The 24,932-nt window shown below is 52.6% G+C and carries 26 protein-coding genes and 1 riboswitch; of the genes, 1 reads left to right on the top strand and 25 read right to left on the bottom strand.

Going from position 1 to position 24,932, the window contains the following annotated elements:
* Window positions 1-289: 289 nt before the first annotated feature.
* From AC50Y3_RS28740 to pth, 24 genes are all read right to left on the bottom strand, one after another.
* A complete protein-coding gene (locus AC50Y3_RS28740) occupies window positions 290-877 on the bottom strand; it encodes a S1 domain-containing RNA-binding protein (RefSeq protein ID WP_494822132.1) in 588 nt (195 codons plus the stop codon).
* A 330-nt stretch (window positions 878-1,207) separates the two neighbouring features.
* Complete coding sequence (locus tag AC50Y3_RS28735; protein WP_494822131.1) at window positions 1,208-1,537, bottom strand: FtsB family cell division protein; 330 nt, start codon at window positions 1,535-1,537, stop codon at window positions 1,208-1,210.
* 23 nt (window positions 1,538-1,560) lie between these two features.
* Window positions 1,561-2,202 (bottom strand): spore cortex biosynthesis protein YabQ, encoded by a 642-nt coding sequence (gene yabQ / locus AC50Y3_RS28730; protein ID WP_494822130.1) that lies wholly within the window; start codon window positions 2,200-2,202, stop codon window positions 1,561-1,563.
* Window positions 2,199-2,483 (bottom strand): sporulation protein YabP, encoded by a 285-nt coding sequence (gene yabP / locus AC50Y3_RS28725; RefSeq protein WP_494822129.1) that lies wholly within the window; start codon window positions 2,481-2,483, stop codon window positions 2,199-2,201. Before yabP ends, yabQ begins: the two co-directional genes overlap by 4 nt.
* An 84-nt stretch (window positions 2,484-2,567) precedes the next feature.
* Window positions 2,568-2,801 carry a hypothetical protein gene (locus AC50Y3_RS28720; RefSeq protein ID WP_494822128.1) on the bottom strand — a complete coding sequence of 78 codons (234 nt, stop codon included), beginning with the start codon at window positions 2,799-2,801 and terminating at the stop codon, window positions 2,568-2,570.
* 543 nt (window positions 2,802-3,344) lie between these two features.
* Window positions 3,345-3,629, bottom strand: coding sequence for an RNA-binding S4 domain-containing protein (locus AC50Y3_RS28715; RefSeq protein WP_090985876.1), 285 nt, complete (start codon window positions 3,627-3,629; stop codon window positions 3,345-3,347).
* A 2-nt stretch (window positions 3,630-3,631) separates the two neighbouring features.
* Window positions 3,632-3,904, bottom strand: coding sequence for an HU family DNA-binding protein (locus AC50Y3_RS28710; protein WP_090985878.1), 273 nt, complete (start codon window positions 3,902-3,904; stop codon window positions 3,632-3,634).
* A gap of 179 nt (window positions 3,905-4,083) precedes the next feature.
* Window positions 4,084-5,565 carry a bifunctional methyltransferase/pyrophosphohydrolase YabN gene (yabN, locus tag AC50Y3_RS28705; RefSeq protein ID WP_494822127.1) on the bottom strand — a complete coding sequence of 494 codons (1,482 nt, stop codon included), beginning with the start codon at window positions 5,563-5,565 and terminating at the stop codon, window positions 4,084-4,086.
* A 60-nt stretch (window positions 5,566-5,625) separates the two neighbouring features.
* Complete coding sequence (locus AC50Y3_RS28700; RefSeq protein ID WP_494822126.1) at window positions 5,626-7,290, bottom strand: oligosaccharide flippase family protein; 1,665 nt, start codon at window positions 7,288-7,290, stop codon at window positions 5,626-5,628.
* A 150-nt stretch (window positions 7,291-7,440) separates the two neighbouring features.
* Window positions 7,441-7,980, bottom strand: a complete 540-nt coding sequence (gene spoVT, locus AC50Y3_RS28695; RefSeq protein ID WP_494822125.1) for a stage V sporulation protein T — start codon at window positions 7,978-7,980, stop codon at window positions 7,441-7,443.
* A 242-nt stretch (window positions 7,981-8,222) separates the two neighbouring features.
* Window positions 8,223-8,378, bottom strand: a complete 156-nt coding sequence (locus AC50Y3_RS28690; RefSeq protein ID WP_494822124.1) for a hypothetical protein — start codon at window positions 8,376-8,378, stop codon at window positions 8,223-8,225.
* 34 nt (window positions 8,379-8,412) lie between these two features.
* Window positions 8,413-9,255, bottom strand: a complete 843-nt coding sequence (locus AC50Y3_RS28685; RefSeq protein WP_494822123.1) for an ABC transporter ATP-binding protein — start codon at window positions 9,253-9,255, stop codon at window positions 8,413-8,415.
* A 69-nt stretch (window positions 9,256-9,324) separates the two neighbouring features.
* Window positions 9,325-10,140, bottom strand: coding sequence for an ABC transporter permease (locus AC50Y3_RS28680; protein WP_494822122.1), 816 nt, complete (start codon window positions 10,138-10,140; stop codon window positions 9,325-9,327).
* A 5-nt stretch (window positions 10,141-10,145) separates the two neighbouring features.
* On the bottom strand, window positions 10,146-11,156 hold the full coding sequence (locus AC50Y3_RS28675; protein WP_494822121.1) for an ABC transporter substrate-binding protein: 1,011 nt from the start codon (window positions 11,154-11,156) through the stop codon (window positions 10,146-10,148).
* 52 nt (window positions 11,157-11,208) lie between these two features.
* Window positions 11,209-11,333, bottom strand: a riboswitch (guanidine-I (ykkC/yxkD leader).
* A gap of 118 nt (window positions 11,334-11,451) precedes the next feature.
* Window positions 11,452-12,147 (bottom strand): urea ABC transporter ATP-binding subunit UrtE, encoded by a 696-nt coding sequence (gene urtE / locus AC50Y3_RS28670; RefSeq protein WP_494822120.1) that lies wholly within the window; start codon window positions 12,145-12,147, stop codon window positions 11,452-11,454.
* Entirely contained in the window at window positions 12,125-12,913 is a 789-nt protein-coding gene (gene urtD, locus AC50Y3_RS28665) for an urea ABC transporter ATP-binding protein UrtD (protein ID WP_494822119.1), read from the bottom strand. The genes urtE and urtD overlap by 23 nt, the downstream gene beginning before the upstream one ends.
* Window positions 12,873-13,964 (bottom strand): urea ABC transporter permease subunit UrtC, encoded by a 1,092-nt coding sequence (urtC, locus tag AC50Y3_RS28660; protein WP_494822155.1) that lies wholly within the window; start codon window positions 13,962-13,964, stop codon window positions 12,873-12,875. Before urtC ends, urtD begins: the two co-directional genes overlap by 41 nt.
* A 36-nt stretch (window positions 13,965-14,000) precedes the next feature.
* Entirely contained in the window at window positions 14,001-14,909 is a 909-nt protein-coding gene (gene urtB / locus AC50Y3_RS28655) for an urea ABC transporter permease subunit UrtB (protein WP_494822118.1), read from the bottom strand.
* Window positions 14,910-15,029: 120 nt separating this feature from the next.
* Window positions 15,030-16,274, bottom strand: a complete 1,245-nt coding sequence (urtA, locus tag AC50Y3_RS28650; protein WP_494822117.1) for an urea ABC transporter substrate-binding protein — start codon at window positions 16,272-16,274, stop codon at window positions 15,030-15,032.
* Between the two features lie 788 nt (window positions 16,275-17,062).
* A complete protein-coding gene (locus AC50Y3_RS28645; RefSeq protein WP_494822116.1) occupies window positions 17,063-18,112 on the bottom strand; it encodes a lactonase family protein in 1,050 nt (349 codons plus the stop codon).
* 85 nt (window positions 18,113-18,197) lie between these two features.
* Entirely contained in the window at window positions 18,198-19,289 is a 1,092-nt protein-coding gene (locus AC50Y3_RS28640; protein WP_494822115.1) for a peptidylprolyl isomerase, read from the bottom strand.
* Entirely contained in the window at window positions 19,276-22,803 is a 3,528-nt protein-coding gene (gene mfd, locus AC50Y3_RS28635; protein ID WP_494822114.1) for a transcription-repair coupling factor, read from the bottom strand. Before mfd ends, AC50Y3_RS28640 begins: the two co-directional genes overlap by 14 nt.
* A 188-nt stretch (window positions 22,804-22,991) precedes the next feature.
* Window positions 22,992-23,222, bottom strand: a complete 231-nt coding sequence (gene fin, locus AC50Y3_RS28630; protein ID WP_494822113.1) for an anti-sigma-F factor Fin — start codon at window positions 23,220-23,222, stop codon at window positions 22,992-22,994.
* A 55-nt stretch (window positions 23,223-23,277) separates the two neighbouring features.
* Complete coding sequence (pth, locus tag AC50Y3_RS28625; RefSeq protein ID WP_494822112.1) at window positions 23,278-23,838, bottom strand: aminoacyl-tRNA hydrolase; 561 nt, start codon at window positions 23,836-23,838, stop codon at window positions 23,278-23,280.
* A gap of 129 nt (window positions 23,839-23,967) precedes the next feature.
* Here pth and AC50Y3_RS28620 point away from each other — a divergent pair, with 129 nt between their 5' ends.
* Entirely contained in the window at window positions 23,968-24,168 is a 201-nt protein-coding gene (locus AC50Y3_RS28620; RefSeq protein ID WP_494822111.1) for a hypothetical protein, read from the top strand.
* Window positions 24,169-24,213: 45 nt separating this feature from the next.
* Here the strand turns inward: AC50Y3_RS28620 and AC50Y3_RS28615 are convergent, their stop codons facing one another.
* Complete coding sequence (locus tag AC50Y3_RS28615; protein WP_494822110.1) at window positions 24,214-24,864, bottom strand: 50S ribosomal protein L25; 651 nt, start codon at window positions 24,862-24,864, stop codon at window positions 24,214-24,216.
* Between the last annotated feature and the right edge of the window lie 68 nt (window positions 24,865-24,932).

Raw genomic sequence — 24,932 nt, 5'->3', positions numbered from 1 at the left:
GATTGCGGCATCCTAGCGCTATCAAGGCGTCGACCTACTTATGCGCCATCCCGTCACCCACCGTTTCAACAAAAAATGTTCCTTCCGCCAAGCCGGCGCGTGGCGAATCGCCGTCCGAACCTGTCGGGATTGCGTGAGAACAAGAGAAAAGTTTTTGAGATGGGCGGGTATAAATCGTACTCGCCCTGCATAATAAACCGTTGACAACCCCTTTATACCGAAAAAGACAGCAAAAAAGGCAGTGCCTCAAGGGGCACTGCCTGATTCTCATACTATGCTATTAATGCTATTAATCGCGCTTAGCACCACGGCCACCGCGTTTGGATTCCGTGTTCTTCTTCAGCGAAGACATACGCTCTTCGCTATCCTTCAGGAAGCGTGACATTTTATCCTCGAAGGACGGTTTGCCGTAAGCAGGTTTACCGCCGCCAGCTTTATTGAATGGACGTCCGCCACCACCGCCGCCTTGACGATTAAAACCACCGCCGCCACCGCTTGGTCCGCGATCTCCACCGCCACCTGGCCCGCCTGTACGATTGAAGCCACCGCCGCCGCCGCCGGCACCTGTCCGGTTGAAGCTGCCGCCGCCTGGTCCACGATCTCCACTGCGTTCACGCTGAGGAGGTGCTGAGCCTTCTGGTCGGTCGATTGCTTGCTTAATGGAAAGCCCGATTTTCCCGTCTTTATCTACATTAATGACCTTCACTGAAACGACATCTTCCAGTTTCAAATGGTCTTTAACATCTTTGACGTAGTTATCGGCAATCTCTGAGATGTGAACTAGCCCTGTGACACCTCCCGACAAATCGACGAATGCTCCGAAATGCGTAATGCCTGTCACCTTGCCCTCTAACTTGGCGCCCACTTCAATTGCCATAGGTAAAAATGTTCCTCCCTAACCGTTATGCGAAGCCATTAGCTTCGAGTTCTCTCAGCCTGAGGCTGCGAGCAAAAAAATAATGATATGACTACGGTAAGCCGTTAAAAATATGGTTACTAAGCTGATTATACTCCAATGGGAGAAGCAAGGCAACAGGACGGATACCCGTTGTTACGCCCATCTTAGGTGGTTGAGGCGGCCTGAATCAACCATAGGTTGCTTCAAACCACTCATCTTTGATGAATGCTGGTTCGACCGGAGGTCTCTCCAAACCAATCACTCTTAGATAAATGCTGAATCGACCATAGGTCGCTTCAAACCAATTATCTAGGGCTGAGTAATGACCTCAATCCGCTTCTCGCCTTTGCGAACCATGCCTTGTTCCTTCGTTGCCAGCTGTCCGATATACTCCTTATCGCTCAATCGCGCGACTTCAAGCTTCAGCTCTTCGACCTGCTTGGCAGCCTCGTCGATTTTCTGGGAGGCATTGGCCAGCTTAATCTCAGCTTGACCTTGACGATCAAGCTGAGAGAACAGCGTATATAGCGCCCAGCCCATGAAGAGAGCGATAAATACAAACCAGATCTTCAACCGGCGCTTGGTTCCTGCATACTGCGCCGCAGCGGATGAATGAGAGCTTGTTGTAGTTGTCGCCATATCACGGACCTCCTGACGTAAGATTAATCGTCTTTCTTCTCTTGCTTCCGATTCTTCCAGCGCTGCCATAGCTTGTTTAATCCGGTACGAAATGCGTGGACTCGTTCCGGGATTCGCCACTTGGCTATAATTGGACTTACCCAACGTTTCCAAGAACGAAGCAGCGGCCTCCAAATCGGTTTGGTCATCCATGCAGCCAGAAGCCAAAATGGACGTACCAATTGTACCACAATTTTGAAAAGGAAAATAGCAAATGCTCTCAAAAACGCAAAGAGCAGCTTTCCTATTCGATAGAGCAGCAGCAGAGGACGAATAATCAATAGATCAAAAGCACGAATGATGAATCTTGTCACCGCGCGGACGGTGCGGATCAGGATATGCACCAGCTGCATCGTGATTTTGCTAAAGAGCCAGTAGTAACAGCCGATGCCGAACAGCAGCCCGATGAAAACATATGCCCGCACTTCGCCTTCATTGCTCGCAGAGAGCACTTGAAAGACGACTAATGTAGCCGCAATCCAGTAGAGCAAGTCGAAAATCGGAATCCATAACCGGCTGATCCGCAGCTCGTCCGATACGACACGATACCCATCGAAAACGACGCCCATCCCGATCCCAGAGAGCAGCATCGTTATCATTGTCCACCACTGAACGGTCAAACTCACTTGAATATCTTCCCGAACAAGCCCTTCGACTTGCTGCCCGTATTGCCATCCAGGTAAGTGAGCGAATGAACCAGCCCTTCAATGGCGACCAGTCCCTGCTCCAGACTGAGATGCTTCATATGCAGGTTCTGCCCGCGGATTGCCAGAAAGCCCAGCTCAGTCTCCAGCAGAAACTCTTCACTGTCGAAGCTCTCCACATTCATAACGCCGGTAATCTCAAGGATCTTGCGGTTAAGCATTTTGATTTCCTGGCGCTTCTGACCCTTTCCTTGCTCGATCATTGCTCGTCCCCCTCCTTCAGCACATCTATCACTGAGACTAGCCTATGGGGAAGGGACAGGTTTTAGAACTGCGAGAATAAGGGGTTACGATTTTTGCAGGATCATAGATTTGATGACTTGAACGAGTAAAGCGAGAGCGAAAAACAACACGCAAATCCCGCCAATGGCGCTGATGATTCGCATAGCCGCTCGGATGAACAGGTAGACGCCCGAAGACTCTGCCAATGTTAAAAAGACGGAACCGATTATCCGGTCATTCATGCAAAGCAGCGCAAGCCCGGCTAGAATACCGAATAAGTAGTTTTTATGAGCCGCCATCGTTCTGTTCACCTCACTACTGCATTAGAAACACCGCTTGTGAGATTATAGCACTTTTAGGGAAAATATGGATACAGTATTTATTGGGAGAAACGGCTGTAGGTGATACAAGGAATGAGCAGGAGGGATGGGAAGTACGGGCGCGACGGGAAGAACTGGTCGAGACGCGAAGTGCGGGGCGGGGCGCGGCAGGAAGGAACAAGACGGGGCGGGAATACGGCGGCATTACTACGTCCGGGACACAGCTTGCTGCCACGGTTGCATGCGCTAACGAATCGTGTGAGCCTTATTTGCAGGAAATGAGCTGCTTATCGGATCTAACGAATCGTGAGGGCCTTATTCCTTGAAAATGGAGCGGATATGGACTGTTTAGTAAGAAATAGCGGCTGTAGGATTTGTTATCGTTTCAAAGCGGGTCATTTTACTGAAATAAGCCCTCTACGATTCGTTAGAGCTAACATCTACGAGGCCAATAGATTTCCACTCACAAGAAATACAGCCTCCGCCGGGTATTACTCCGGTAGAGGCTGTCTATTAAACTGCTTATGCTTGCCAGTCGAGCTTGTTCTCTTGCTGGCGCGCTTCTTCTTTCAACAAAGTATACATACCGCTAGCCTCGTCCTTCTTGGTCGTCTCCAAGATCCGCTCGACGCGGACGGTGACGATCTTCTGGCCGTATTGAATTTTGAGCTCGTCGCCGGCTTTGACGGTGCTGCTCGCTTTGGCTTCACGATCGTTAATCCAGACGCGGCCTTGCTCGGACACGTCCTTTGCGACAGTACGCCGCTTGATTAAACGCGATACTTTGAGGAATTTATCCAGACGCATTATTACTTGATCGCGTCTTTCAATTTATTGCCGGCTTTAAACGCTGGAACTTTGGATTCTGCAATCGTGATCGGGTTGCCCGTTTGCGGGTTGCGACCTGTACGGCCGGAACGCTTGCGCGTTTCGAATGTACCGAAGCCGATCAATTGTACTTTGTCTCCGCCTGCCAGAGCGTCTGTTACTTCGCCCAGAAAGCCGTTCAATACGGATTCTACATCGCGCTTAGTCAAACCGCTTTTTGCCGAGATGTTGTTGATCAAGTCTGTTTTGTTCATTGTTCAATGGCCTCCTAAAAGTTCAAATATACTTGTAGGCAGTGTTTAGACTGCCGCATAGCTTAGTTTCCTCAGCTACTACTTCTGCCTATTAGCAAATAAATCCTGCTGATTGGAAAATTATTTTCTCGTTTTGTGAGGAAATAAGCCGAATTTTGACGAATCTACAATCCTTTTTACTAGGGAAGCTTCTTCGCATCCTCCCAGTAACGATCCATCTCTGTTAAATCAGTTTGGTCAAAGGTTCGGCCGCTTATACGAAGCTGCTCCTCAATATATGAAAATCGTTTCTTAAATTTCGAATTGGTGCGAGAAAGCGCCTCTTCCGGGTCGGCATGGATGAAGCGCGATACGTTAACCGCCGCGAACAACAAATCGCCAAGCTCGTCCGCCTGCTCCTCCGCATCCTTCGATTGGATCGCTTCGCGCAGCTCATTAAGCTCCTCGCCAACCTTATCGAGCGCCGGGCCGATATGATCCCAGTCGAAGCCGACTTTGGCGGCTTTCTTCTGAATCTTGTAAGCTTTCATCAGTGCCGGCAGATCGGGCGGAATGCCGTCCAGCTGCGAGGCTGTGGCAGGATCGATGCCTTTACGGCGCTTCTCCTCGGCTTTCATCTGCTCCCAATTGCGCAGCGCCTCTTCGGAATTACCGGCACTCGTATCGCCAAACACATGCGGATGGCGGAACAGCAGCTTCTCATTAAGAGATTGGATCACATCATAGACGGAGAACGTGCCGACCTCTTCTTCCATCTGACTATGCAGCATCACTTGCAAAATCACATCGCCGAATTCTTCGCGCATACCATCCGGATCATCGTTATCTAATGCTTCAATTGCTTCATAGGTTTCCTCGATGAAGTTCTTACGAATCGATTGATGCGTTTGTTCCCGATCCCACGGGCAGCCTTCAGGGCTTCGCAGAATTGCCACGATTTCGTGCAGACGCTCGAAAGAGCGGTTGCGCAGCATATCGTCCGTGGAACGCGGCAGCCAAATCAGCGAGAGATTGCCGTAGCCCGGCGTCCTGTCCAGCTCATAGAGCGGAACGGTGATGATTTGCTCCTCGCCGGGAACGCCAAGCGCATGGCCGATCGTGATCGGGTAATCATCGGGCAGCAGCTCCATAAGCGTCAGCTTCACATCCGAAGCCGTAAATTCGTCATAGACTTGACCGATTACGGTATGCAGCTCCGTGCGGATCAAAGACGGCTTCAATTCCGCTGCATCAAGCAGCTGGAACCCTTCGATCGGGTCGAATCCCAGCCGTGTAAAAGCTTGATCGAGGAAGCTCTCGCCGCCAAGAATGCGCAGCTCGATGCCATGCTCCGGGCAGTGCTCGCGCAGCAGCTGAACCGTCCGCTCCGCCACCATCGGATGACCGGGAACGGCGAATATTAAACTGCCTTTCGTGCGGGCATTCGCGATTAACTGCTCCGCGATCGCTTCGTATACGTCCGGGAATGAGTCCATTTGTTCGTATAGAAAGTCGAAGGACTCATAAGCTAACTGATGATCGCTGAACAGCTTCATCATGGGATGCTTGTCCGTACGGACATAGCGATTGGACGCCTCCTGCAGTCTGCGCCATACGCCCAGTGTAAGCTGGTCTTCGTCGCCGGAGCCCAGTCCGACCACGGTTATTGTTGGTTGTTCCATGTATGTATGTTCCTCCTTTTGGAATGCAAACGTCGGCGAGGTATTCCGCCGAGGCAGCGATTAGTTGGCGCGGGGCAGTAAGCGCCAACGCTGCAATCGGGCGGCAAGCACATCGCCGCCCGGAAGCGCGCGCAGCTCGCGCGCGGTCACGCCGCCGAAGCGCAGCACAGCGGCGGCGAAGAGCGCTCCGCCGAGGGCGGTTCCCCCGAGCGCGAGCGCGCAAGCTGCCGCCCTCGGCGGCAGCGCCAGGTCGAGCAGCGGGGCACCGCCGCGCTCGACCAGGACGAGCACCGCGGCCATGACCGCGAGTGCGAGTCCGATGCCCGCGGCTTGCCGCGCGGGCATGGCCGCGCCGGCGGCGCGGCGGACGGCGCCCGTGCCGAGCAGGGCGGCCGCCGTGAGCGCAGCGATGCCGGCGCAGGCTGCGCCGGCCGTGCCGTACGCCGGCACAAGGGCGGCGTTGAACGCCGCCTTCAGCGCGGCCGCGGCCAGCATGAACAGCGCAGGGGCACGAACGGCCCCCAGCCCCTGCAGCGCGGCAGCCGCGATAGCGCTAACGGTGCCCGCGAGCGCCGTGCACCCGACAAGGGCAAACGTACGCGAGCCGGCATCGTCCGCGTACAGCATGACATTGACGGGCTCGGCCAGCAGCGCGAGCCCTAAAGCCGCAGCTGCGCCGATGCCCCACGCAGCCCGCAGCACGAGCGCCGCCTGCTGACGCACGGCGGCCTCGTCACCGCGCACGCGTGCGGCCGCCAGCGCGGGCACAAGCGCGGCACCCATCGCGCCGGCAACCATGACGACCAGCTGCACAAGCGGCTGGCCCCGGCTGTACAGGCCGAAGAGCGACATCGCATCGGCCTGCGACACGCCTGTTCCGCGAAGCAGCCGCGGAACGGTGAAGGCATCCACAACACCGAGCGCCGGCACAGCAAGCGCCCCAAGCGTGACGGGAACCGCGAGCAGCGCCAGATTCCGCATAAGCGCTGCGAGGCTCTCTCTTTCGCCCTCCAACGCAGGGCGAAGCGTCCCCGCCCCGCCTCGTTCTCGCAGCCAGAATGCCGTGATTACCGCGAGGCCGGCCACGCCGCCAATGGCTGAACCGGCAGTTGCGCCAGCGGCAAGCTTAGCATCTGACCAGTTATAGTGCCAACCGATCGCGAGCAGCAGCAGCATCCCCGCCACGCGGACCGTCTGTTCCGACAGCTGAGACACGGCCGAGGGCAGCATCTGCCCCCGCCCTTGATAATAGCCGCGAAGCGCCGCCATGACCGGTGCGAACCATAGGGCTAACGAAGCGGTTCGCACCGCGGAAGCCGTTGCTTCATCGCCCATCCAGACGGCGATCCGATCGGCGCCCAGCCACAGCAACACAAATCCCGCCGCGCCGCTCATAAACAACAACCAAGCGCTTGCGGTAAGTACACGCTTAGCGCCGCCTGAATCCCCGCGTGCTTCGCGCTCGGCTACGAGCAGGGAAACCGCGACGGGAAATCCCGCCGTAACCATCACAAGCAGCAGCTGATACAAGGGATAGACCGCGTTATAAATCCCGAATACACGATCCCCGGCTATATTCTGCAGCGGAATTTTCTGCATCGTGCCAAGCGTCTTGCTAATAAGCATGGCAACGCCCATGAGCGCCGCACCGCGAAGCAGCAAGGGGCTTTTCCCTAAGCTTTGATGCCCTATCTCCACATGCTGCCCCTCAACTTCCGTAGTCACAGCATGCTCCTCTTGCCCTATTTTCAAAACTTGTACACCTGCCTACTCTCTTCTCCTGCTCCCATTATACCCCAAACCACTGCCCCTGAATGGGCCTCTACAGAAAAAAGCTCCCATGAAGACATGCTCTTCAAGGAAGCTTCTATGCTGCTATTGCTCCATTTGCTTGGCGAGAAACCCAGCTGCGGTTTCGGCCATTTTGGTTTCCATTTGCGCCATTTTGGCATTCTCGTCTTTACTGAGCAGCACAACGGTACCGATTGGATCGCCGCCGGCCACGATTGGAGCGGCCACGAAAGCACTGAAGGTCTCTCCGATATCTTTGACGATCTCGTAAGAGCCGCCGGATTCGATGATCGCTTTGCGGTTCTCCATACAGCTCTCCAGCATGGCGCCGATCTGCTTCTCCAAATAATCTTTCTTGGATGCTCCCGCGACCGCAATAATATTATCCCGATCCGTGATCAACGCGATATGGCCCGTACTTTCGGATAAAGACTCCGCATATTCCTTGGCAAAATCGCCAAGCTCACCAATAGGGGAATACTTCTTCAAAATAACTTCGCCGTCGCGATCAACGAATATTTCCAGCGGGTCGCCCTCGCGTATGCGCAGTGTTCGGCGGATTTCCTTAGGGATGACGACCCGGCCGAGATCATCGATACGACGGACAATTCCAGTTGCTTTCATGTTCTAGTTGCCCCACTTTCCTTGAAGGTTTTGAATTGGACTGGACGCAAACTGCAAAATACAAATTTTCTATCGTTCAAGAGGAGAGGATCCTTGAATAAGGTGATTATCGATCTGACCATAGTATTCATCCCCTCCCATTTTCTTATTCACGTGGAAAAGGGACAAAAGCCTTGAATCACCGCTGTTGGAGGTATCTTCCACTAAGCCCCCCCGCGACAGAAAAAAAGCACCCCGCAGCTCTAACGAAGAGCTTCGGGATGCCGGAAGAACATCATTCTGACGATAAAGCCAAGTGCGGCGAGCAGCCTTCTATTGAAGCGCTTCGCGCCAGCACCGTTTGCACCTTCCACCTTACCGCTTTCTGCGGAAGGTTCTTTCGAATCACGCGTCACCATGCCGGATCACTCCTCGCCCATGATTGCCTTGCTTCTAGTGCTTTAACAACTGCCCAAGCTCCCGCTTGAGTGCCAGAAACTCCGGCAGCTCGCGTACTTCAGGTGTCCGTTTATCCGGAAGCCCGACATCGAATGTTTTCAGGATGCGTCCCGGGCCGGCACCCATCACAACAATGCGCTGCGATAGGAAGATCGCCTCGTCGATATCATGCGTGATGAAGAGAACGGTCGTCTTCTCCTTCTCCCATACCTCGAGCAGCATCTCCTGCATCTCCAGCTTGGTTTGCGCATCCAGCGCGCCGAACGGTTCATCCATGAGCAGCACCTTCGGACGATTCGCAAGCGCCCTCGCAATCGCCACCCGCTGCTTCATTCCGCCGGAGAGCTGCTTCGGATAGGCGCTCGCAAATGCTTCAAGCTTGATGACTCTCAGAAAATGATTGCTGATCGCCCGGCGCTCCAGCGTCGAAATCCCTTTCAGCTTCGGACCGTATTCGATATTCTCACGCACGGTAAGCCACGGGAATAAGGTGTAGCCTTGGAAGACCATGCCCCGCTCCGCGCCGGGTCCGATCACTTCTTCGCCATCCAGCGTAACGGATCCGTCCGTCAGCTCATCAAGTCCCGCAACGATACGAAGCAGCGTCGATTTACCGCAGCCGGAAGGGCCGACGATGGTGACAAACTCGTTGGTGCCGATGCTCATATCGATATTTTTGAGTGCTTCGAATTGGCTTTTCTTCGTTTCGTATACTTTCTGCAGGTCGCGAATCACGATCTCCCCGCGCGGCACTACCGCCAAGTCCTTGGCACGATTATTTCCTTTCGCGTTTGCCGATTGCTCTTCATAGCTGGCTTCACGTTTAACGGCTTCCATCGCGATCAACTCCCTGTACTGATTTCATTGCACCTGCCTGCCTGTTGGCCTCCCCGCGAGCCTATTTCGTTAAGCCCAAGGGAATAACCTACGGTTCAAGAAAGCGAAAATCCGGTCGCTAATGAGGCCAAGAAGACCGATGACGATAATACCGACAAAAATTTGATCCGTGTTCAAGAACCGCTGCGCCTTCATGATGGCGTAACCGAGGCCGCTGTTGACCGCCACGAGCTCGGCAACAACGAGGTACGTCCAGGCCCACCCTAGAATGAGGCGAAGCGTGTTCATCAATTGCGGCTGAATGGCCGGAATGAGCACCGTCTCGATCGCCTTCCAGCGGCCTGCCCCAAGCGTAAAGGACGCTTGAAGCAGATCATGGGAGACGCGGCGCGTATTGTCCGCCACCATTAAGACAAGCTGGAAGAAGCAGCCGAGGAAGATGAGCAGAATTTTCGCCCATTCTCCGATACCGGCCCACACCATAATGAGCGGAATGAATGCAACTGCCGGCATGTAGCGGATGAACTCCATTGGCGGTTCCACGAAAGCTTCGCCGTATTTAAATGTACCTGCGAAGATGCCAAGCGGAATACCGACAATGCAGGCAAGCAGGAATCCTGCCGATACGCGGAACACGCTGATTCCGATATGATGCCAGTACTCGCCGGTAGCAAGCATCTTGAACATCTCGACAAACACTTTATCCGGCGTTGGCAAGAATACCGGATTTACGGATTTCGTGTAGCTCAGCGCCGACCAAACGATAAACAAGAGCGCGAAAGAGAATCCCGCGGTGAAGGCAAACGGCCTCCCTCCGATATCCTTGAAGATTTGAAACCGATTCGGCCGGCTCTTATGCCCGGGCTTACGTTCGTTTGCCTTCATCGCTATCACTCCTTAGCTGCTTTTTCTACAAACCGTGAATCGAAGAGGACGTCGAAGTCTTTGATTTCATCCACCATATCCAGCTTCTTCAAGAAGTCCGCTGTCTTCTGAGCTGTATAAGGCAATGACGTGTAATCATCGCGTTTACCGAACGCTTTGACGTTATCCGATGGCGTGAACAGTTTAATGCTGTCGAGACCAAGCTTGAAGTCCTCGGGCGTCGTTTCCGCTTTCTCCGCCATAAGCGCGATTGCTTCATCCTGGTGGGATTTAAAATAGTTCAGTGCATCAAACCAAGCGTCTACGATCTTCTGAATATCATCCGGACGGTTCTTCACGACATCATCGCGGAAGACGAGCAGATCGGGAATGAGGCCCGGCGTATCTTTGGAAGAGAAGAGCACCTTGCCCTTGCCTTCTTTAACGGCTTTCGTTTGGAACGGCTCCCATAGCACGGATGCATCTGTTTTGCCGGATATAAAGGCAGGACCTGCATCGTTGACCGTCATGTTGACGTAATTGACATCCGTCTCGGACATTCCGTTCTGATCCAGCGCGGTCAGCAGCAGCAGGTGATCGACCGTACCGAGCTCGGTTGCAACGGTTTTGCCTTTCAGTTCGGCAATGGAGCCGATATTTGACTTACTGACAATCGCATCGCCGCCGTAGGAGTTGTCATTAACAAGAACGGCTTTCAGGCCAATGCCTTTGGATGCGGGAGCGAGCGTATCGCTGAGCGTTTGGCTGTTTGCGTCCACTTTGCCCGTAGCGAGCGCTTGAAGAGAATCACTGTAAACCGGGAACCATTTCAGATCGACTTTGACGTCATGTTTCTCGAAGAAGCCCTTTTCGTCGACGAGGTACCAGAAGAACCAGCCCGGCCACGGACTAAGTGCAATCGTAATCGGTGAATCGTCCGCGCTTGATGAAGCTTCCTTGGATCCACCGCAGCCGGTCAGCGCCATCAGCATTGCAGCAAGCAGTAACAGGGTAATCGTCCGTTTCGTTCTCTTCATTTCTCCCCACTCCCATCAATTCTCTATAAGAATAGAAAAAGCCTCAGGAGAGATCTCCCAGGCTTTTGTCCTTCCGTGTTATACGGAGATCCAAGCCCAAGTGATGTGAGCCATTCTCCATACGCCGCCTCTCGGACCAGCTGGTTTTCACACCACGGAACCCTAGACAGCTTTGTCGTTCCCGTGAAATGCCGAGAACTGATATTCAATTGTTAAACAACCTTACATTTATTTGTATTGTAAGAGGGAAATAGCCTGTGTGTCAATGTCTGTGTTAGGTTTTATTACATGAATGCTAAACGGTTAGATAATGGCGGATGACTTCGTCGTTCAAATCGGACAAGCCGCCCTCCCATGCGATCGAGCCTTTCTCGAGGATGTAGAAGTAGTCTCCGACGCTCTTCACAAACTCCAGACTTTGCTCCGCAAGCAGAATAGCCGTCTCGCCTCCTGCCTTGATTGACCGAATGACATCTCGGATATCATCGACAATGGACGGCTGAATGCCTTCGCACGGTTCATCGAGCAGCAGCAGCTCCGGCTCGGAGGCAAGCGCTCTGGCAAAAGCCAGCTGCTGCTGCTGTCCGCCGCTCAAGTCTCCGCCCCTGCGGCCATACATCGAAGGCAATACGGGAAATTTAGCAATGGCCGACTCCGGAATGGCGCGTTTTTTCTCTTTGCACGCCTCCAACCCGAGCAGCACATTCTCGAATACGGTAAGCTGAGGGAAGATTTCGCGCCCTTGCGGCACGTATCCGATCCCCTTCTTCGCACGCTCGCCCGGTGCCCGCTTCGTCAGATCGGTTCCTTTGTAGGTTACCGTACCTTTGCGTGCCTTCAGCACCCCCATAATGCTCTTCATCAGCGTCGTTTTGCCGACCCCGTTGCGCCCAAGCAAACAAACGACCTGCCCCGGCCGCACCTGAAGCGTAACCTGCCGCAAAATAACGCTCTCTCCATAACCCGCTTCAAGCTGTTGAACGGCTAGCATCGACATCCCGCCTTTTCCCCAGATACACTTCCGCTACGCGGTCGTCGCGCTGCACTTCCTCCATGGAGCCTTCTTTGAGCAGCTTACCCTCGTGCATAACCGTCACCTTGCTCGCGAAGCTGCGCACAAACTCCATATCATGCTCCACGACGACAATCGACTGCGTCTTGCGGATATGCTGCAATAGCTCACCGGTTTTCTCTGTCTCGCCATCGGTCATCCCTGCTACAGGCTCATCCAGCAGCAAAATCTCCGGTTCCTGCAGCAGCATCATCCCGATTTCAAGCCATTGCTTCTCACCGTGCGAGAGACCGCCTGCACGCCAATCCGCTTTGCCGGACAGTCCTACCAGCTCCAGCTGAGCATGGATCCGCTCCCGATCTTCAGCCCGTATCTTCGCTCGCATCGCCGCAAATACGCTGCGCTTCTGCTTCATTGCAATTTCAAAGTTCTCCATCACCGTGAGCGACGGGAAGATGGACGGCGTTTGAAATTTGCGGCCGATGCCAAGCTCCGCGATCTGATGCTCTTTCTTCCGCGTAATATCGACAGTTCCGCTGAACAGCACCTTTCCGTCTGCCGGCTTCACTTTACCGCATATGACATCCAGCATGGTTGTTTTACCCGCTCCGTTAGGACCGATCAGAAATCGCAATTCCCCGCGGACAAGCGAGAAGTTCATCCCTTGTACCGCCTTAAATCCATCAAAGTCGACGGTTACCTCGTCACACTGCAGAACGATTGGGGACTCCTTTTGCTCCTTCATCAGCAGTTTTCCTCCTTCTAAACCACTTGAATTGTCCAAACAGGCCCGCCGCTCCCTTCGGTAAGAAGACCACGACAACTACGAACAAAGCGCCCATGAACAGAATCCATATATCCGGGTAGGATTCACTGAAAGCACTCTTGGCGGAATTGAGCAAAATCGCCCCCAGCACCGCACCAACCAGTGTTCCTCGGCCTCCGATTGCAACCCATAACACCATCTCAATGGAGGGCACAATCCCCATCATAGAGGGAGATATGATGCCGACATGGAGCACGAACAGCATACCCGCAAGTCCGGCAAGCCCCGCCGAGATGCTGAAGGCAATCATTTGATAGACAGCAGGGTTATAACCGATGAAGCGAACCCGGTTCTCGCCATCTCTTATCGCTCGCAGCACCTTGCCGAATCGGCTCTTCACCAGGAAACGACAGAGCAGATAAGCGCCGATCAGCAGAACAACCGTTATCCAGTACAGGAATCGTTTCGTGTCCGGCGAGGCAAGCGCATAGCCAAACAGCTTACTATAGCCGGTCACGCCATTCGTGCCGCCCGTATACGCCTGCTGCCCAATGAACAACGTGACGGTAATGATGACGAGCGCCTGCGTCAGTATTGTGAAATAGACGCCGCGAATTCGGTTGCGGAACGTAAAGTAACCGAGTATCAAGGCCAGCAGTGCCGGTATCAATATCCCCGCCAGCACGGCAAAGGCCAGCGACCCGAATGGTTTCCAGAACCAAGGAAGCGCCGTAAGGCCGCTCCAATCCATGAAATCGGGAAGCTTCCCGCCATTTGCATCAAGCTTCAGGTACATCGCCATCGCATAGCCGCCTAAGCCGAAGAACACACCGTGACCCAGGCTGAGAATGCCGGTATAGCCCCATATCAGATCAAGTCCCAGCGCTACAATAGCATAGGCCAGAAACTTCGCCAGCAAATTTAGCCGAAAATCACTCAATACAAGCGGTGCACAGAATAACGCAGCAGCGGCAACCGCATATCCCGCCAATAGCCAAATTCGCTCAGGCGTCATCGTTCGAAGCTGCATCATGACTCCACCTTTCAAGGGCGACTTTTTTCCCATCTAGTTATCAAGCGTACGCGAGCGCATCGCCACAAGCCCCATCGGCTTCCACTGAAGGAAAGCTACAATACATAGGAACACCAGCACTTTGCCCAGTGAAGCCGTCGTATAATATTCGAAGATCGTATTGGACAATCCGATGCCGAGCGCACCGAACACCGTACCGACCAGCTTCCCTACACCACCGAGTACAACAACCATGAACGCATCCACGATGTAGTACGTACCGATAGAAGGACCAATAGGTCCAATAAGCGTAAGGGCACAGCCTGCAACACCCGCAATACCGGAGCCAATCGCGAAAGTCATCGCATCTACTCGGCGAGTTGAAATGCCCAGGCAAGCGGCCATTTCACGATTTTGCATAACCGCTCTCATTCTGCGTCCGGAGTGACTTCTATAGATGTACAGATACATGGCAAACAGACAAACCAGCACCAGACCGATAATGAACAGTCGTTTGTACGGAAATACCACGCCGCCAAGCGCAGTGACACCGCCATTGAGCCATTCGGGGCTTGTTACGCCGACATTCGGCGCACCGAAGATGCTCCGGGCGATCTGCTGCAGCATGAGTCCGACGCCCCAAGTGGCAAGCAAGCTGTCGAGCGGGCGTCCATAAAGAAATCGGATGAGGGTCATTTCGAGCACCATGCCGAATACGAAAGCAACACAGAAGCTTACCGGTATGGCAAGCGCGAAGTACCAGCCGAATGCCGACTCCGGCATGTAGGAGGTGAAGAGATTTTGTACGACGTATGCGGTGTAGGCGCCGATCATAATGAGCTCGCCATGCGCCATATTAATGACCTTCATCAGGCCGAAGGTAATCGCAAGGCCCAGCGCGATCAGAAGCAGAATCGAGCTTACGCTGATTCCGTTAAACAACTGCAGCACGATAACATCCATCGATTGCGTTCACCCCTTATGCAAACTGCGCCGTCCAGAACCCAACAAGCTCAGCCCGATTGCGGGGATTGTTGCATTTGGCGGCGGCGCAGTTCGCGTTAGTACCGGACTATTTGTTTGTTATTTACTTTCGCTCAAGCTGGCTGCCCAGGTATAGCCTTTAAGGTAAGGGTCAGGCTTAACCGGATCACCGGAGTTCCACACTTCCTTGAACTGTCCGTCCGTTTGAACCTCGCCGATACGAACCGTTTTGTACAGATGCTGTGTTTCGCCGTCAATTTTCACTTTGCCTTCCGGCGCATCCCACTCCAGCTCTTTAGCGGCATCTTTTACTTTCTCTACGTCTGTGGAGCCGGCTTTCTCAACTGCTGCCGCCCAGAGGTAAACAGCGTCATAGCCTGCTTCAATTGGGTCAGCCGTAACACGGTCTTCGCCGTATTTTTTCTTATAGTTTTCAACGAAGGTTTTGTTCGCCGGGGTGTCCGTTGTTTGGTAGTAGTTCCAAGCGGCATATGTACCAGCCAGTACATCGACGCCAATACCGCGAATTTCTTCTTCAGCTACGGATACGGATAAGGTCGTCAGGTCTTTCGAGGAGATGCCTGCATCCTTCAGTTGTTTGAAGAACGCTACGTTACTGTCGCCGTTAAGTGTGTTGAACACCACATCCGGCTTCGCTTCTTTGATTTTCGCAATTACGGTTGCATAGTCGGTATGGCCAAGAGGTGTGTACTCTTCACCAACGAGCTCGCCGCCTTCAACCTTCAGCTGTTCTTTGATGATTTTATTAGCGGTGCGCGGGAAAACGTAGTCAGAGCCGAGGAGGAAGAATTTCTTGCCGTGGTTTTCAAGCAGCCAAGTGACAGCCGGAACGATTTGTTGGTTGGTGGTTGCACCGGTGTACATGATATTCGGGGATTGCTCTAAGCCTTCATATTGAACCGGGTACCAGAGAAGGCCTTTAAGCTCCTCGAACACCGGAAGCATCGCTTTACGGCTGGATGACGTCCATCCGCCAAATACAGTCGCAACCTGATCCTCTGAAATCAGCTTCCGCGCTTTCTCCGCAAATGTCGGCCAATCGGATGCGCCGTCCTCGACGACAGGAACGATTTTCTTCCCTAATACACCGCCCTTAGCGTTGATTTCGTCAATCGCCATCATTTCCGAATCTTTAACCGATACTTCGCTGATTGCCATGGTGCCGCTGAGAGAATGAAGAATGCCGACTTTGATTTCGCTGTCACTGCCAGAACCGGCTGCATTCGTCGATGCCGCCTTATTGTCGTTCTTACTGCAGCCTGCCAGCACCAAGCAACAGGCAAACAGGATGAAAACCCCACTTTTCCATACGTTCTTCCTCATTCTCCCACTCCCTATCCTTTTTTTATCTCTAATCCGAACGTCTCACTGGATTAAGTTTCCATCGTTCGTGGTTTCATTATAAGATCAGCCCAAGTTTGATGTCAACAAAGATTACATAAATGATGGAAATATTTATATGGCAACGTATACACTCTGAAATAGATCATTTTTATGTTATATTTACTCACTTTAATGATTGCAATATGCATTATTATTCACATTACCTTTCACATATATAACATTTACATAACACAAAAGGCGTAGACTTGTCCGTCTTGCCACGATTTCGCGCACCTCTCCATCCCTTCAAACTCAAATCACGTGCTGCGAACTTGCACACTGATCCCGCTTCTTCAGCTCATATGCTGCATAATGCGAATCCCCATGCCAATTTCGCCTCAACGACACGTTTGCCACCTACTGCGAAACTCTAACAAACCGTAGAGGCCTTATTCGGCCGAAATGCTCTTCTTAGAAATTCTAACGAACCGTACGGGCCTTATTGGGGAGAAATCAGCTCTCAAATCCCCCTAATCCGTCAAATAGCGCCTCCACGGTTCGTTAGCATTTTTTTGGTGCTGTTTTTGCGCAAAAAAGCCCTGTACGGTTCGTTAGAATATTTCGGAATCCTTAATCCGCATTTCGCATCCCGCAAGTCACAACCCGCATCCTGCGTGCTGAGCCGTCAACTTCCTCATCGATCAGCCTGCACGTTTACGAGTCCTCCGTAAACAACAAAAAAAGCCGGACAGGCACCATGTGCCCATCCGACTCTACGCCACGCCTATTTATGCAAAAGAAATACAAACCGGCTTGCTCATCGCAATGACGTTGCCCGTAGGTGCGAGCCCGCCTGTCGCTTCATCGATTCGGAAGGTCACGATGTTATCCGAATCCTGGTTAGCCGCGAGCAGGTATTGTCCGTCCGGCGAGATCGCAAAGTTGCGCGGTGTTCTGCCGCCGCTTGACGTAATTTCGACAAGCTCTAATTTCCCTTCGTCGACAACGCGGTAAACTGCAATGCTATCATGCCCTCTGTTCGAGGCGTACAGGAAACGGCCATCAGCCGTCACATGAATGTCGGCACATGTCGTCGCTCCGTCGTATCCTCTCGGCAGCGTGGATATGATTTGCTTCAATGTTAACTGAGACTGTTCTGCCTCATAGCTGTATACGCCCACCGTGCTGTCCAGCTCATTGATAACATATAGTACAGGCGACTGCGGATGGAACGCCATGTGACGCGGCCCCGCACCGGCTGGCATCGCCGTCTCATTTTTTCTAACCAGCTTCTGCGCCGCATGATCGATTTCATAATGTACGATTTGATCAATCCCGAGGTCCGCAATCAGCACGTAACGGTTGGCCGGATCAATAATGGAGGAATGCGGATGCGGCGCTTCTTGGCGATCCTTCTGCGGCCCGCTTCCTTCATGAGCAGCGAAATCCGCCTGCACGAGGGCGCCGTCTTCGCTTTCTATCCCGTATACAGCGAAATTGCCTCCCGTATAGTTCGTCACCACAAGCAGCTTCCCCGTAGCATCGAATTCAATATGGCAAGGAGACCCGCCTTGCGTTGTAACTTCATTGATAGCCTTCAGCTCGCCATTGTCGGCATGGATTGCGAAGCTGTGAACGCTTCCCGGCTCTGCCCCGGTCTCACTGACCACATATAGCCTTGTGCCTGCTTCATTGCTTCTTAGAAAGGAAGGATTAAGAATGCCTGCTTGACCTGAAAGCCGAGTAATCGTGCCGTCCTCCGTATGTAAGACCATGGCAGAGATGCCTTCTTGCTCTTTCGCTGAATAGGATCCCACAAAAAATAGCTGCTGTCCCACTGAAACGCCTCCCATTTTTCGCTGATATGTTCAAAACAAGCCCAGCCATGGGGCTGAGCTTGTTGTGTTACTTCACCGATGCAACTTACTTCTTGTCGGTTGTCGTATCGTTTGTTGTTTTGTCTGCGTTGTTTGTCTTAGTGTTATCCGCTTTGGAATCATCTGTTTTGGAGTCGTCTGCAGCAGGCGTTTCCGCTTTAGGCAGGTCAATCTTCGTAATGAGCTTCGGAAGCTCGTCCGTCATAAATTTATTCAGGTTTGCCGAGGCAACCGCTTGTTTCAACATCGTTTTGTCTTCTGCGGTTAATTTATCGAATGCCGTAGGCGTGCGCTTCTCGACCTTCATGACATGATAACCGAATTGGGATTTAACCGGTTCACCGACTTTGCCGATTTCTTGCTTGTTGGCAGCGTCTTTAAATTCCGCAACCCAGCCTTTTGCTTGCTGATCTTCATACAGACCGCCGTTATCCTTGGAGCCTGTATCGTCGGAGTATTGCTTCGCAAGTGCTTTCCAGTCGCCGCCTGCATCCAACTTCGCTTTTACTTCTTTAGCGATTTTTAGCGCTTCTTCGTCTTTGCGCTTCTCGGCGCCTGTTGTAGGATCTACAGTGCCGATCAGAATGTGACGAACGCTGATCATGTTATAATCGGCTTTTGTCGTATCGAATTCTTTCTTCACTTGATCGTCGGTTACTTTCTTCTCTTGATCCTTCATAATCGAAGAAATCATGGAGTAGAAGTATTTGATATCGGCTTCAGTCAAACCAGCGTCATCAGCCTTCTTCTTGATTTCCGGCGTGCCGTCGATTTGCTGCTTCATTTGCGTATAGAAATTGTCGACTTCTTTCTTCGTTGCATCATCTTGCTTAACGTCGCCTAGACGCTTGTACAACACTTTGTAGCCGATATATTCACGCAGAAATTGTTCCTGCAGCTGTGGAATGCTGAGGTACATTTCTGTTTGAGGCTGTACGATGCCAAAGAATGTCGAATACTTCGTAAACTCTTTATCCGTTACCGTGCCGTCTGTATACGTAGCGATCGTCTTGCCTTCGCCCGTCCCCGGAGCCGCGCCCTCCTCTTTCTTCTTGCCGCAGCCTGCTGCCAATACAACAACCAGCACAGCAGCCAGTGCGAGCAGAGTCGCTTTTCTCCAATAGTTAGTGCGTAACATTCTGTAGTTCCCCTTTCGATTGAATGGTGTCTTTATAGTGCATCAAAAAACGTTCCAGCAGCTCAAGCTTCTGCTCGACCGACAACCCTTTGCCCCTTAATTGCATAAGCGGATAAGGCTCTTGTCCGGTCGAACGCTTGAACCGGTTTTCCAGCTGCAGGCATAACATGTCAACCTTCTTCGTGTCGAACCGCTGCTTCTCACGTTCCGCGAAACGCAAAGCGATATCCTCGCCTTTTCCGCCGATTTGCTCAATGCCGCAGATCGCGCCGTACACCTTCAAACGAGCTACAGAAAGCAGGTTGTCGACCGCTTGAGGCAGATCGCCAAACCGGTCAATCAGCTCCTCGCGCAGATCTTCCACTTCCTCAAAGGTGCGAACCGAGGCCACTTTCTTATAAATCTCTATCTTCTGTATGCTATCGTAAATATAGGAAGACGGCAAGTAGGCATCGATGCTCATATCAATGATCGTGCTCACTTCTTTCACAGGCTCTTCGACTTCGCCGCCCATGTCTGCTTTCCGTTTCTTAATCTCATCGGCCAGCATTTGCGAATACAGATCAAAACCAACAGAGGCAATGAACCCATGCTGCTCCGCACCAAGTAGGTTCCCCGCTCCGCGAATCGATAAGTCGCGCATCGCAATCTTGAATCCGGAACCAAGCTCCGTAAATTCTTTGATGGACTGCAGCCGCTTCTCAGCCACTTCTGTCAGTACCTTATCACGCTGGTAGGTGAAGTATGCATAAGCAATCCGGTTTGAACGTCCAACCCTGCCCCTAAGCTGGTACAGCTGGGAGAGTCCCATCTTGTCCGCGTCGTGGACAATCAGTGTGTTTACGTTCGGAATATCAACGCCTGTCTCAATGATGCTGGTGCTGACAAGCACATCAGATTCCCCGTCCAGGAAGTCCAATATCGTCTTCTCCAGCTCCTGCTCCGACATTTGGCCATGGCCGACCGCCACCCGTGCATCAGGAACAAGCGCATGGATTTGCTCTGCCATCTGATGGATTCCCTGTACGCGATTATATAAATAGTACACTTGGCCGCCGCGCGCAAGCTCCCGCTCGATGGACTCCCGTACAAGCGAAGGGCTGTATTCCACCACATAGGTTTGAACCGGGAAACGGTTCTCCGGCGGCGTCTCGATAACGGACAAGTCCCGTACGCCGAGCATCGACATATGAAGCGTGCGCGGAATCGGCGTTGCCGTCAGCGTCAGCACGTCGACGTTTGTTTTCAGACGTTTCAGCTTTTCTTTATGGGACACACCGAAGCGCTGCTCCTCATCCACGATAAGCAGTCCCAGGTCTTTGAAAATAATATCCTGCGAAAGCAGACGGTGCGTGCCGATGACAACATCGACCGTACCTGCCTTCAGCCCCTTCATCGTCGCCGTTTGATCCTTCTTCGAACGGAAGCGGCTCAGCACTTGGACATTGAATGGGAATCCCGAGAAACGCTCACGGAAGGTCTCATAATGCTGCTGGGCCAGAATCGTTGTAGGCACCAGAATGGCGACCTGCTTGCCCTCAATAGCGGACTTGAAGGCTGCCCTTACCGCTACCTCGGTTTTGCCGTAGCCGACATCGCCGCAGAGCAGGCGATCCATCGGACGCGCGGTTTGCATATCCTTCTTGATTTCGGCAATGGCTCGCAGCTGATCGACCGTTTCGTCATACGGGAACATCGCCTCGAAATCTTGTTGATACGAGGTATCTGCGCCAAACGCGAAGCCGGTCGTAGCCTGACGCTCGGCATACAGCTTAATGAGCTCATCGGCAATGTCTTTGACCGACGATTGTGCCTTACTCTTCACCCGCGTCCATTCACTGCCGCCAAGTTTATACACCTTCGGCTCTTTCTCTTCGGAGCCGACATATTTCTGAATCAGGTCAATCTGTTCGATCGGTACAGACAGCTTGTCGCCGCCTGCGTACAAAATATGCATGTAGTCCTTATGGATACCGGCAATTTCAAGCGTACCGATCCCCATATACTTCCCGATACCGTGGTTCTGATGGACGACGTAATCGCCGACCTTCAGCTCCGTATAGCTCTTAATCCGCTCCGCATTGTCCATCTTCTTATCGAGGCGGCGTGCCTTACGCTGCTTCTGCGAGAACATCTCGCCTTCGGTAATCACGATCAGATGAATCGAAGGCAGCTCGAAGCCTGTCTGCAGGTTGCCTTCCATGATGACAGGCGGTTCAATCCCATAGTCATGCAGCACCCGGCGCATGCGGTCCATCCGCTCGGCGTTTCCGGCCAGCATCATTACCGTGGCGCCTGTTTTGCGCCAACGTTCCATCTCTGCCTTCAGCACGTTCATCTGACCGTGGAAGTTCTGCATGGAGCGGCACACCACGTTCAAAATATTTTGCGGCTGCGTATGCGGAATTTGCCTTAAAAAGAGCGAAAGAAACAGCGTCGGGAACGGACGATGGAAGAGCACGTCGTCAGAAGGACGCGCAAGGGCAAGCGAAGGCAGCGCTTTGCCGTTCGTTAAGAGATGCAGCGCCCATTCCGATTCATCCCGCTCCAGCTGGCGGCCGGTTTCAATCAGCCTTGTCGGCTCGTCATAAATAAGCAGCGTATCCTTAGGTACATAGTCAAATAACGTATGCCGCTCCGGATAGAGCAGCGAAATATATTTATAGATTTCCGGAAAATACACATGCTCCCGCAGCTTCTCAATCTCCGAACCGATCTCCGAACGCAGACGATCCTTCGCTGTACGGTCCGTCATCTTCAGCAATTGCTGATCGAGCAGCTCTGCGGCATGCTGAGCCGCATTCTCGAACCTTCTGGCATCGGCCAGAATTTCCTGACACGGCGGTACGGTGTAGGTCTCCAGCTTCTCAATCGAGCGCTGGTCGATCGGATCGAAGGAACGAATCGAATCGATTTCGTCATCGAACCATTCTATCCGGTACGGGTGTGCAGAAGTAAGCGGGAAAAGATCGACAATACCGCCCCTCACACTCATTTCGCCTTTGCCCTCTACCTTATCGACGCGCACATAGCCAAGCTCTACCATTTGACGTAAAAACGCTTCCAACGATAGCGTCTCGCCTACCTTCAGCTCGATACGAGCACCGGCCATCACACTGCTTATCGGCAGGAATCGCCGGACGCCGGAGAACGGCACGACAACAATCCCGCGAAACCCTTGCGACAGTCGGATAAGCACATCCATCCGTTGCGCCAGCGTTTCCGGGCTCGATATCGCTGCTTCAGCAGCGACCAATTCATTAGCGGGGTACAACAGGACTTCGTTCTCGGACAGGCACTCCACCAGATCCTCCGCGATTTTCTGCGCGGCGAACATGTTGTGCGTGACCACGAGCATCGGCCTGTCAAACTCCTGCTTCAGTGCAGCGATCATGACCTGCCTCGAAGAACCGGCGAGCCCCGATACTAGCTGCTCCTGCATCCCTTTTTTGATTCCGGATACGATAGATTGAAAATCCGTATCCGCAGCATAAGCTTCCAGTAATGCTTTCAACGTTAGCGGCACCTCGTTTCTTTCCACACCAGACAACAATCTAATCTATCAAGAGGAAACAGCTGCCGCAATATGGCGCAGTAAGTTTCTTCACTAGCAAAGGGGGTATTGCATTTTCCGTTCGCAATCACTACAAAAAGAAGCCTCAGCCGTACGCCAAGGCTCTTCATTCATTTCCTGCAGCCCGCTTACTGCAGCGGGTTCGATACAAGCAGCAGCTCTGGGTTGCTGTCGATCGCCTCGCGGCAATAATCGCAAACCACGTTAACCGTTACGTCTCCGTTCGGATTATACGCTATTATATCGCTGCGCTCTTCGGGGGTCAAGAAATGGAAACCGAGCTGTGCTTCTGAAATATGGGCGTTGTCGATCGACCCAATCTGCGATTTGCAATGCCGGCAAATGTAATTTACAGCCATATGTATGCCTCCTGAGTAGTCGTTATACCCTCAGTATGCCCGCATCGACTGAAATTTAACGGTTATATTTGGCCATCGTGCGTTCAAATGGATTCGTCAGCGCGAACTCAACCGCATCGCAGCTCTCTTCCACCATCACCTTCAGCAGATCCTGCTCGCTCTTCGGGAAATTGGAAAGCACATAGTCCGAAATGCTCATCCCCGGCTGCGGACGAGAGATACCAAGACGGATCCGATCGAACGTCTGGGTCCCCGTATGCTGGATGATGGATTTGATTCCGTTGTGACCGCCGGCGCTGCCTTGATAACGCAGTCGGATTTTGCCCGTTTCCGTATCCAAATCATCATAAACGATGATCGCGTCTTCCAAATTGGCTTTAAAATAATCCATGAAGCCTCTTACCGTTTCACCGGATAAATTCATAAAGGTCATCGGTTTAATGAGTGCCACTTTCGTTCCCGCCACATTGCCTTCGCCAATAAGCCCTTTGCATTTGCTCTGCGTCACGCTAATTCCCCAACGCTTAGCCAGCGTATCCACGACCATAAAGCCCACATTATGCCGCGTCCCTTGATACGCGGTGCCGGGGTTGCCTAATCCGACTATCCATTTCATGCTGAACCCTCAACTCCTGCTACAACAAAATTTCTTTTTTCTTTATGCAACGAATCTTCGCCTTCGATTGTCATACATATAGATTCGGCAGAAAAGCCGAACTTCGTTCATAAAGGAGCGTATTTTTCGATGTATGTAAACGGTCAGCATATCTTCGACGATTTTCATTTCCAGGACCACCATGAGCATCAAGTTCCAGTCCAAGTCTATTGGGGCAAAGAACATCATGATATTGGCTACGTCGAATATTTCAGCCCATCGTACATCAAGTTGAATAATATTTTCTACAGCCGCAAGCAGTTTACCTTTGTTTCCAGGCCCGGCTATTGAAAAAAAGTAAAGGGCTGCCTCTAGCGCGCAGCCCTGATTGTACGTTTATTCGAAATTCACCGCATGCATTTCCGCTTCATGTGCACGCTGCTCCGCTTCCTTCGTTTCTACCGCCGCATCCTCTGCTTCTTCCGCCGTCAGATCTTTCTGAGGAGCCAGAATCGTCACAATGACTTGGTCTGCGTCCACTTTAGTTGTGACACCGGATGGCAGCTGCAAATCACTGACTAGCAGATTCTCCCCGATTCCCAGTGCGGACACATTCACCTCAATGACCTCCGGTATACGATCCGGCAAACAATGCACCTCAAGCTCATGCAGCATCGCTTGCAGAATACCGCCTTCCCGAACCCCGGTAGAATCACCGACCATCTCCAGCCGAACCGGCGTTTTGATGGATTCATTCATGTTCACCTGGTGGAAATCAATATGGAGCAGCTCGCGTGTCAGCGGCTCGCGCTGCACTTGGGTCAGCATTACAGGCTGCTTGCCTTCTCCCGGAATATCAAGTTCTAGCAAGGCGTGGGGATGGGAGCGCAGCAGATGTGCCAACTCCTTCTCATTGACCGTGATCGAAATCGATTTACTTAGCTTCGTGCCGTATACGACGCCGGGTATGTTGCCCTGCTGTCTCATTTGTCTCAATTGGCCTTGCGTGGCTGTCGTCCGTGCTTCTGCTCGAAATGGTATCGCCATAGTCGGAAACCTCCTGAGAGTGTAGTGATTTCCATATATTCATACCCATTCCGGCCCTGAAATAAACG

It is taken from the genome of Paenibacillus sp. J22R98, assembly GCF_059383835.1.
This window is presented reverse-complemented; position numbering and strand designations above follow the sequence as displayed.

Excerpts from the sequence above, each read along its gene's own strand:
- AC50Y3_RS28615 (WP_494822110.1), bottom strand. The coding sequence starts at position 24,864 with ATGGCGATACCATTTCGAGCAGAAGCACGGACGACAGCCACGCAAGGC.
- urtD (WP_494822119.1), bottom strand. The coding sequence starts at position 12,913 with ATGAAGGAGCAAAAGGAGTCCCCAATCGTTCTGCAGTGTGACGAGGTA.
- urtA (WP_494822117.1), bottom strand. The coding sequence starts at position 16,274 with ATGAGGAAGAACGTATGGAAAAGTGGGGTTTTCATCCTGTTTGCCTGT.
- urtB (WP_494822118.1), bottom strand. The coding sequence starts at position 14,909 with ATGGATGTTATCGTGCTGCAGTTGTTTAACGGAATCAGCGTAAGCTCG.
- AC50Y3_RS28710 (WP_090985878.1), bottom strand. The coding sequence starts at position 3,904 with ATGAACAAAACAGACTTGATCAACAACATCTCGGCAAAAAGCGGTTTG.
- yabP (WP_494822129.1), bottom strand. The coding sequence starts at position 2,483 with ATGATCGAGCAAGGAAAGGGTCAGAAGCGCCAGGAAATCAAAATGCTT.
- AC50Y3_RS28640 (WP_494822115.1), bottom strand. The coding sequence starts at position 19,289 with ATGTTACGCACTAACTATTGGAGAAAAGCGACTCTGCTCGCACTGGCT.
- AC50Y3_RS28680 (WP_494822122.1), bottom strand. The coding sequence starts at position 10,140 with ATGAAGGCAAACGAACGTAAGCCCGGGCATAAGAGCCGGCCGAATCGG.
- AC50Y3_RS28715 (WP_090985876.1), bottom strand. The coding sequence starts at position 3,629 with ATGCGTCTGGATAAATTCCTCAAAGTATCGCGTTTAATCAAGCGGCGT.
- AC50Y3_RS28690 (WP_494822124.1), bottom strand. The coding sequence starts at position 8,378 with ATGGTGACGCGTGATTCGAAAGAACCTTCCGCAGAAAGCGGTAAGGTG.
- AC50Y3_RS28620 (WP_494822111.1), top strand. The coding sequence starts at position 23,968 with ATGTATGTAAACGGTCAGCATATCTTCGACGATTTTCATTTCCAGGAC.
- urtC (WP_494822155.1), bottom strand. The coding sequence starts at position 13,964 with ATGCAGCTTCGAACGATGACGCCTGAGCGAATTTGGCTATTGGCGGGA.
- spoVT (WP_494822125.1), bottom strand. The coding sequence starts at position 7,980 with ATGAAAGCAACTGGAATTGTCCGTCGTATCGATGATCTCGGCCGGGTC.
- AC50Y3_RS28740 (WP_494822132.1), bottom strand. The coding sequence starts at position 877 with ATGGCAATTGAAGTGGGCGCCAAGTTAGAGGGCAAGGTGACAGGCATT.
- AC50Y3_RS28720 (WP_494822128.1), bottom strand. The coding sequence starts at position 2,801 with ATGGCGGCTCATAAAAACTACTTATTCGGTATTCTAGCCGGGCTTGCG.
- AC50Y3_RS28685 (WP_494822123.1), bottom strand. The coding sequence starts at position 9,255 with ATGGAAGCCGTTAAACGTGAAGCCAGCTATGAAGAGCAATCGGCAAAC.
- fin (WP_494822113.1), bottom strand. The coding sequence starts at position 23,222 with ATGGCTGTAAATTACATTTGCCGGCATTGCAAATCGCAGATTGGGTCG.
- pth (WP_494822112.1), bottom strand. The coding sequence starts at position 23,838 with ATGAAATGGATAGTCGGATTAGGCAACCCCGGCACCGCGTATCAAGGG.
- yabN (WP_494822127.1), bottom strand. The coding sequence starts at position 5,565 with ATGGAACAACCAACAATAACCGTGGTCGGACTGGGCTCCGGCGACGAA.
- urtE (WP_494822120.1), bottom strand. The coding sequence starts at position 12,147 with ATGCTAGCCGTTCAACAGCTTGAAGCGGGTTATGGAGAGAGCGTTATT.
- AC50Y3_RS28675 (WP_494822121.1), bottom strand. The coding sequence starts at position 11,156 with ATGAAGAGAACGAAACGGACGATTACCCTGTTACTGCTTGCTGCAATG.
- AC50Y3_RS28735 (WP_494822131.1), bottom strand. The coding sequence starts at position 1,537 with ATGGCGACAACTACAACAAGCTCTCATTCATCCGCTGCGGCGCAGTAT.